The following is a 6857-nucleotide window of genomic DNA, read 5'->3' as shown; positions in this document are numbered from 1 at the left end:
CCGTCGGGCTCGGCCCGTCGGGCTCGGCCCGGCCGGTCGCCCGCGCCCACGCTACAAGTCCGTGCGGGGTGGGTGGTCACCGTTCTCCGCCCACGGCTGTCCCCACATGCGGGGACGTGCCAGGGCCGCCCGCCGGGCCGTAGTGTGCAGGCGGACCCAGGGTCGCGGCGGGAAGACCCTGGAGTCCGGGTGACCGCCCGGGTCCCGGTCCGCAGAGCCCGGACCCGGCCGACGAGCGGTCGCGGGAGGGGTCGCGCCCGATCACCGGCTGGGGTGGGGTCAGCCGGTGATCGGGGGCCGACGCCGGGGGGCTCGGGACCGGCCCGGACCGCCCGACTCGAGGGTCGCGGGATGGACGAGGAGGGGGAGCAGCTTGCGAGACCCGTTGCGGCGGGCGGCCTTCACGGCGGTCAGGTGCGCCTCGCAGCGCACGACGAGCTCGGCATACGCCGCCTCTCCCATGAGGGCGACGAGCTCGTCGCGGTTGCTGCGGAACACCGGCTCACGGCCGACGTGGGCCTCCGGGTTGCCCGAGCAGTACCAGTCGAGGTCGTGCCCGCCCGGTCCCCAGCCCCGCCGGTCGTACTCGGTGATGGTGATCTCGAGGTAGGAGCTCTCGTCGGGCAGCTCGACGGTGCGGTAGGACCTGCGGGTCGGCAGCTGCCAGCAGACGTCCGGCTTGACGGTGTGCGGGGGCACACCGGTGAGGATGGCGTGCTGGTGGAGGGCGCACCCCGCCCCCGCGGGGAAGCCCGGGCGGTTGAGGAAGATGCACGCGCCGTCGACGACCTTCGTCTTCGTCGCCCCGTCCTCCGGCTCGGTCCATGCCTTCGGCTTCGTCGAGCCCGGGTGGTGCTGCCACTCGTCGGGCCCGAGCTCCTTGGCGACCTTCTTGACCCGCTCGAGGTCCTCCTCGTCGGTGAAGTGGGCGCCCAGGGTGCAGCACCCGTCGTCGGGCCGGTCGGCGTAGATGCCGCGGCACCCCGAGCCGAAGATGCACGTCCAGTTCGACGTGAGCCACGTCAGATCGCACCGGAAGCGCTGCCCCTCGTCGGCCGGGTCGGTGAACTCGACCCAGATGCGGGCCTGGTCCAGTGGCGTCTCGGGCACCGCGCAACCCTAACTCGCATCCGCCGCCGCGGGGCCGGGATGCGGGTCACCCTGAGACGGCGCGGGCCGCTCGACCCCCCCGGGTCCGCCTCGGGCGGGTCCCGTGGGTCATCTGGTCACCCTCGTCCGCACTCCGGCCGCGCACGGTCGCGTAGGTTGTCACCATGCGGCTCGGGGTCATCGACATCGGCTCCAACACCGTTCACCTCCTCGTCGTCGACGCGCACCGCGGCGCCCGCCCGCTGCCCGCGACCTCGCACAAGCGCGACCTGCGCCTGTCCGAGCACGTCACCGACGACGGCACCATCGACGACGACGGGGTCAAGCAGCTCGTCGCCTTCGTCCACGAGTGCCAGCAGGTCGCCGAGGACCAGGGCGTCGAGGAGATGCAGGGGTTCGTGACGAGCGCGGTCCGGGAGGCGCCGAACGGCTCGGCCGTCCTCGCCGAGCTGCGCGACGAGACGGGGGTTGACCTCGTCGTCCTCACCGGCGAGCAGGAGGCGCGCGCGACCTTCCTCGCGGCCCGCCGGTGGCTCGGGTGGTCGGCGGGGACGCTCCTCCTCCTCGACATCGGCGGTGGCTCGCTCGAGGTCGCCCAGGGCCTCGACGAGGACCCGGACGTCGCCTTCTCCCTGCCCCTCGGCGCCGGCCGGCTCACCCGCGACCAGCTCCCCGGCGACCCGCCGACGCCCGAGGTGGTCCGGGAGGCGAGGCGGCGCATCCGTGCCGAGATCGCCGGCGCCATGCGCCCGCTCGCCAAGGCGGCGACGCCGGACCGGGTCGTCGGGACGTCGAAGACCTTCCGGTCCCTCGCCCGAGTCGCCGGTGCGGCGCCGAGTGCCGAAGGACCGTATGTCGTCCGCCTCCTGCGCCGGGAGGACGTGACCTCCGAGGTGGCCTCGCTGTCCCAGATGACCCGGGCCGAGCGGGCCGAGCTGCCCGGCGTCTCCGTGGCGCGGGCCGGCCAGCTCCTCGCGGGCGCCCTCGTCGCCGAGGCCGCGATGGAGCTGTTCGGGGTCGAGGTCCTCGAGATCCTGCCGTGGGCCCTTCGCGAGGGCGTCATCCTCCGACGTCTCGACCAGCTCACCGACTGACAGGTTCCCGCCGCCCTTCTCCTCTCCTCCTCGCACGTGCCGAGTTGTTGCTGTCCGGTCCGCGTCTGGACGACATCTTCTCGGCACGTGCGGAAGCCCGCTTCGCACGTGCCGAGTTGTTGCTGTCCAGTTGGCGTCTGGACGACATCTTCTCGGCACGTGCGGAAGGCGGGGGTGGGGCGGGGGCTGGTTAGGGTGGATGCATGGTGCGCGTGCGTCGGCCTCGGTCGGCGACGCCGCCCGCCACCGCCCGTCCGGTCCTGCCGGTGCCCAAGCCGCCGCGCGTCTGCCTCTCGACGGCGTCGGTCTACCCGCGCGGCAGCGCGGCCGCGTTCGACCTCGCCGAACGGCTCGGCTACGACGGCGTCGAGGTCATGGTGTGGACCGACCCGGTGACCCAGGAGGCCGGTGCGTTGGCCCGCCTCGCCGGCCACCACGGGCTGCCCGTCACGTCCGTCCACGCCCCGACCCTCCTGCTCACCCAGCGGGTGTGGGGCACCGACCCGTGGGGCAAGGTCGACCGCTCGATCGAGCTCGCCCACGAGCTGGGGGCTCCCACCGTGGTCCTCCATCCGCCGTTCCGGTGGCAGAAGGAGTATGCGAAGGGGTTCGCCGAGGGGATCGCCGAGCGTGAGGCGGCGACCGGCATACACCTCGCCGTGGAGAACATGTTCCCGTGGCGAGCCGGCGGCCGGGAGCTGGAAGCGTATCTGCCGCACTGGGATCCGGTGCCGCAGCCGTACGAGCACGTGACCCTGGACCTCAGCCACTCCGCGACCGCCGGCGTCGACGCGATGGCCATGGTGCGCGACCTCGGCCCTCGGCTGACGCATCTTCACCTCGCCGACGGGTCGGGGTCGATGAAGGACGAGCACCTCGTGCCGGGCCGCGGTGCCCAGCCTTGTGCGGCGGTCTTGGAAACCCTTGCGCAGCAGTCCTTCCAGGGAACCGTCGTCGTCGAGGTGGGGACGCGCAAGCTCGAGGACGACGAGCGCGAGATCGACCTCGCCGAGGCGCTCGCCTTCGCCCGGCTCCACCTGCACCCGCGGATCGCCCTCGACGCCCCGCTCGACGTGCCGGCGCACGCCGGCCGGCGGACCGGGCGACGCGCGCGATGAGCCCCCGGGGGCGCCGTCCTGGCGGGGAGGACACGCGCGGCGCGATCGTCGAGGCCGCCCGTGCGGAGTTCTCCCGAGGCGGCTACGACGCGACGTCGCTGCGGGCCGTCGCGAGACGGGCCGGCGTCGACCCGGCCCTCGTCCACCACTACTTCGCGGGCAAGCCGGCGCTCTTCGCCGAGGTCGTCGGAGCTCCGGCCGACCCGTCGGCGCTCCTCGGGGCGATCCTCGAGGGACCCCGCGAGGAGCTCGGCCGCTCGCTGGCGAGGGCCTTCCTCCAGCTGTGGGACAGCCCGGAGGGGCGCACGCGGTTCGAGATGGTGTTCCGCTCCACCGCGTCCCACGAGGAGTCCGCGTCGCTGCTGCGGGAGTTCCTCGCCAAGGAGGTCTTCGGCCGGATCGTCGCGGCCGTCGGCGACCCGAGCGCTCCGCAGGAGCGCCAGCGGCTGCGGGCGGGACTGGCAGCGAGCCAGATGGTCGGTCTCGCCGTCATGCGGTTCATCCTCCGGCTCTCCTGGGTCGCGGAGGCGTCGGTCGACGACATCGTCGACGAGGTGGGCCCCGTCCTGCAGGGGTACCTCGTCCGATGACGCCCGCTCGACGGCCCGGGGAGGTGTATATTTCATCGCGTGATGAAAAACGGTGATGTCGCGATCGACGTGAGTGGACTGACGGTCCGGCGCGGTGGGCGGAGGGTCCTCCACGGTGTGACGGTCGCGGTCCCGGCGGGGCAGGTCGTCGGGCTCCTCGGCCCGAGCGGCGGGGGCAAGTCGACGTTGATCCGCGCGGTCGTCGGCGTCCAGGTCGTCGAGTCCGGCGCCGTGACGGTCCTCGGCAGCCCCGCCGGGTCGCCACAGCTGCGCCGCCGGGTCGGCTACGTGACCCAGAGCCCCAGCGTGTATGCCGACCTCACCGTCCGCGAGAACGTCCGGTACTTCGGCTCCCTCGTCGGCGCGGACCAGTCGGCCGCGGAGGAGGCCATCGCGCTCGTCGACCTCGGATCCCATGCCGAGGTGCGGGTCCAGAACCTCTCCGGCGGACAGCGGTCGCGCGCCTCGCTCGCCGCCGCCCTCGTCGGGCGGCCCGAGCTGCTCGTCCTCGACGAGCCGACGGTCGGGCTCGACCCCGTGCTCCGCCGCGACCTGTGGGCCCTGTTCTCCCGTCTCGCCGCCGAGGGGCGGTCGCTGCTCGTGTCGAGCCACGTCATGGACGAGGCGACGCGGTGCGACCGGCTGCTCCTGCTCCGCAACGGCCGGATCCTCGCCGACACCACGCCGGACGGCCTGCTCGCCGAGACCGGCGCCGCCGACGCGGAGTCGGCCTTCCTCGCCCTCATCGAACGGGAGGTCGCGGCATGAACCCGCGCCTGGCGTTCCTCACGGGTGGGCGCGTGCTGCGCCAGATCAAGGCGGACCCGAGGACGGTCGGCCTGCTCGTCGTCGTCCCCTGCGTCCTCATGGGGCTGCTCGCCTGGATGTACCACGGCACACCGATCTTCGACCTCATCGGCGCCGCGCTGCTCGGAGTGTTCCCCTTCGTCGTCATGTTCGTCGTGACGTCGGTCGCGACGCTGCGGGAGCGGACGAGCGGGACCCTCGAGCGGCTGCTCACGACCCCGCTCGGCAAGGCCGACTTCATGATCGGGTATGCCATCGCCTTCGGGATCGCGGCCGTCGTCCAGGCGGTCGTCGCGGCCGCGTTCGCGGTCTGGGTGTGCGGGCTGTCGATCGCCGGCGCCCTGTGGGTCCTCATCCTCGTCGCCGTCCTCGACGCGGTGCTCGGGATGGCCTTCGGCCTCCTCGCCTCGGGCTTCGCGCGGACCGAGTTCCAGGCCGTCCAGTTCATGCCCGCGCTCGTCCTGCCGCAGGTCCTGCTGTGCGGGCTCCTCGTGCCCCGGGACCAGCTGCCCGACGTGCTCCGCTGGCTCTCCGACGTCCTGCCCCTGTCGTACGCCGTCGACGCGATGCAGCGCGTGACCACCTCCGCCGACGTCGCCGGCGACCTCGTCTCGGACGTGCTCGTCATCCTGGCGTGGATCGTCGCCTCCCTCCTCCTCGGCAGCCTCACACTCCGCCGCAGGACGCCCTGACCACGACGCATGCGCGGCGGTAGCCTGACGCCACCCCCGGACGGTGCCGGGACAGGGAGCGAGGAGATGCCGTGGATGCCGGTGATGTGCTGCGCAACAGCCTGCTGTGGATGGCGGACTCGTCGACGGTTCGCGCGACGATCGAGAAGGCCCCGGTGAGCCGGAGCGTCGTCAAGCGGTTCGTCGCCGGCGACGCCATCGACGACGCCGTCTCGGTGACCGCGGAGCTGCGCCAGACCAACCGGATGGTGACGATCGACTACCTCGGCGAGGACACCCTCGACCTCGCCCTCGCCGAGCGCACGAGGGACACGTATCTCCGGCTGCTCGCCGCGCTGTCGGACCGCGGGCTGACCGAGGGCGGCACGGCGGAGGTGAGCGTCAAGCTGAGTGCCGTCGGGCAGTCGCTGCCGGGCGACGGAGAGCGCGTCGCCCTCGACAACGCCCGCGCGATCTGCGAGGCGGCCCGCGACGCCGGGACGACGGTGACCCTCGACATGGAGGACCACACGACGACCGACTCCACGCTCTCGGTCCTCGCCGAGCTCCGGAAGGACTTCCCGTCGACGGGCGCGGTGCTCCAGGCATACCTCCACCGCACCGAGGGCGACTGCCGCGACCTCGCCTACGAGGGCAGCCGCGTCCGGCTCTGCAAGGGGGCGTACAAGGAGCCGGAATCCGTGGCGTACCAAGCGAAGGAGGACGTCGACAAGTCGTACGTGCGGTGCCTCAAGGTGCTCCTCGCGGGCGCGGGCTACCCCATGGTGGCCAGCCACGACCCGCGCCTGCTGGAGATCGCCCGGGCCCTCGCCGCCCACAACGGTCGCAGCCACGACTCGATGGAGTACCAGATGCTCCTCGGCATCCGGCCGGGCGAGCAGCGCCGGATCGCCGACCGGGGCGACACGATGCGGGTCTACATCCCCTTCGGCGACGAGTGGTACGGCTACCTCATGCGCCGGATGGCCGAGAAGCCGGCGAACACGATGTTCTTCCTCCGCGGGCTCGCGACGAAGGGTTGATAGTCAAGTGTCTTGACGGTCAAGATGCTTGACGAATAACCTGGGGTGTATGACCTCCACCGACGAGATCCCTTGGTATGCCGACGTGTCCATGCCCGCGCTCCTCGGCGCGGCGCGACGGGTGTACGGCGACGCGATCCGGGCCAATCTCGCGACGGCCGGGTTCGACGACATGCCGCGCCGCGGGAGCTTCGTCCTCGGGGCCGTGGCCAACCGGGGCGCGTCGCTCGCGGACGCGGTCGCCGGGCTCGGAACGTCCAAGCAGGCGGCCAGCCAGCTCGTCGACGCCCTCGTGATGCGCGGCTACCTCGAGCGGGAGCCCGATCCCGAGGACCGGCGCCGGGTGCGGGTCACCCTCACCGACCGGGGGCGGGCCGCGGCCGGCGAGGTGCGGGCCGCCGTCGACGCCACCGACACCGCGCTG

The 6857-nt window shown here is 72.9% G+C and carries 8 protein-coding genes; 7 read left to right on the top strand and 1 reads right to left on the bottom strand.

Annotated elements, in window-relative coordinates:
- Window positions 1–279: 279 nt before the first annotated feature.
- Window positions 280–1110, bottom strand: coding sequence for a hypothetical protein (locus BN12_RS16145; protein WP_048554051.1), 831 nt, complete (start codon window positions 1108–1110; stop codon window positions 280–282).
- Window positions 1111–1274: 164 nt separating this feature from the next.
- On the opposite strand from BN12_RS16145, the gene BN12_RS16140 reads away from it, so the two are divergent.
- From BN12_RS16140 to BN12_RS23455, 7 genes are all read left to right on the top strand, one after another.
- Window positions 1275–2204, top strand: coding sequence for a Ppx/GppA phosphatase family protein (locus tag BN12_RS16140; protein ID WP_048554049.1), 930 nt, complete (start codon window positions 1275–1277; stop codon window positions 2202–2204).
- 203 nt (window positions 2205–2407) lie between these two features.
- A complete protein-coding gene (locus BN12_RS16135) occupies window positions 2408–3322 on the top strand; it encodes a sugar phosphate isomerase/epimerase family protein (RefSeq protein ID WP_083454702.1) in 915 nt (304 codons plus the stop codon).
- On the top strand, window positions 3319–3912 hold the full coding sequence (locus tag BN12_RS16130; RefSeq protein WP_048554047.1) for a TetR/AcrR family transcriptional regulator: 594 nt from the start codon (window positions 3319–3321) through the stop codon (window positions 3910–3912). The genes BN12_RS16135 and BN12_RS16130 overlap by 4 nt, the downstream gene beginning before the upstream one ends.
- A 42-nt stretch (window positions 3913–3954) precedes the next feature.
- Window positions 3955–4680, top strand: a complete 726-nt coding sequence (locus BN12_RS16125) for an ABC transporter ATP-binding protein (RefSeq protein WP_048554046.1) — start codon at window positions 3955–3957, stop codon at window positions 4678–4680.
- The gene (locus BN12_RS16120) at window positions 4677–5411 is read left to right on the top strand and encodes an ABC transporter permease (protein WP_048554043.1); all 735 of its coding nucleotides are present in this window, start codon (window positions 4677–4679) and stop codon (window positions 5409–5411) included. The genes BN12_RS16125 and BN12_RS16120 overlap by 4 nt, the downstream gene beginning before the upstream one ends.
- Window positions 5412–5482: 71 nt before the next feature.
- Complete coding sequence (locus BN12_RS16115) at window positions 5483–6433, top strand: proline dehydrogenase family protein (RefSeq protein WP_235432434.1); 951 nt, start codon at window positions 5483–5485, stop codon at window positions 6431–6433.
- 49 nt (window positions 6434–6482) lie between these two features.
- Window positions 6483–6857: MarR family transcriptional regulator (locus BN12_RS23455; RefSeq protein WP_053080058.1), on the top strand; the 375-nt coding region annotated here is incomplete at its 3' end.

The organism is Nostocoides japonicum T1-X7 (assembly GCF_001046855.1).
Lineage (GTDB): Bacteria > Actinomycetota > Actinomycetes > Actinomycetales > Dermatophilaceae > Nostocoides > Nostocoides japonicum.
This window is presented reverse-complemented; position numbering and strand designations above follow the sequence as displayed.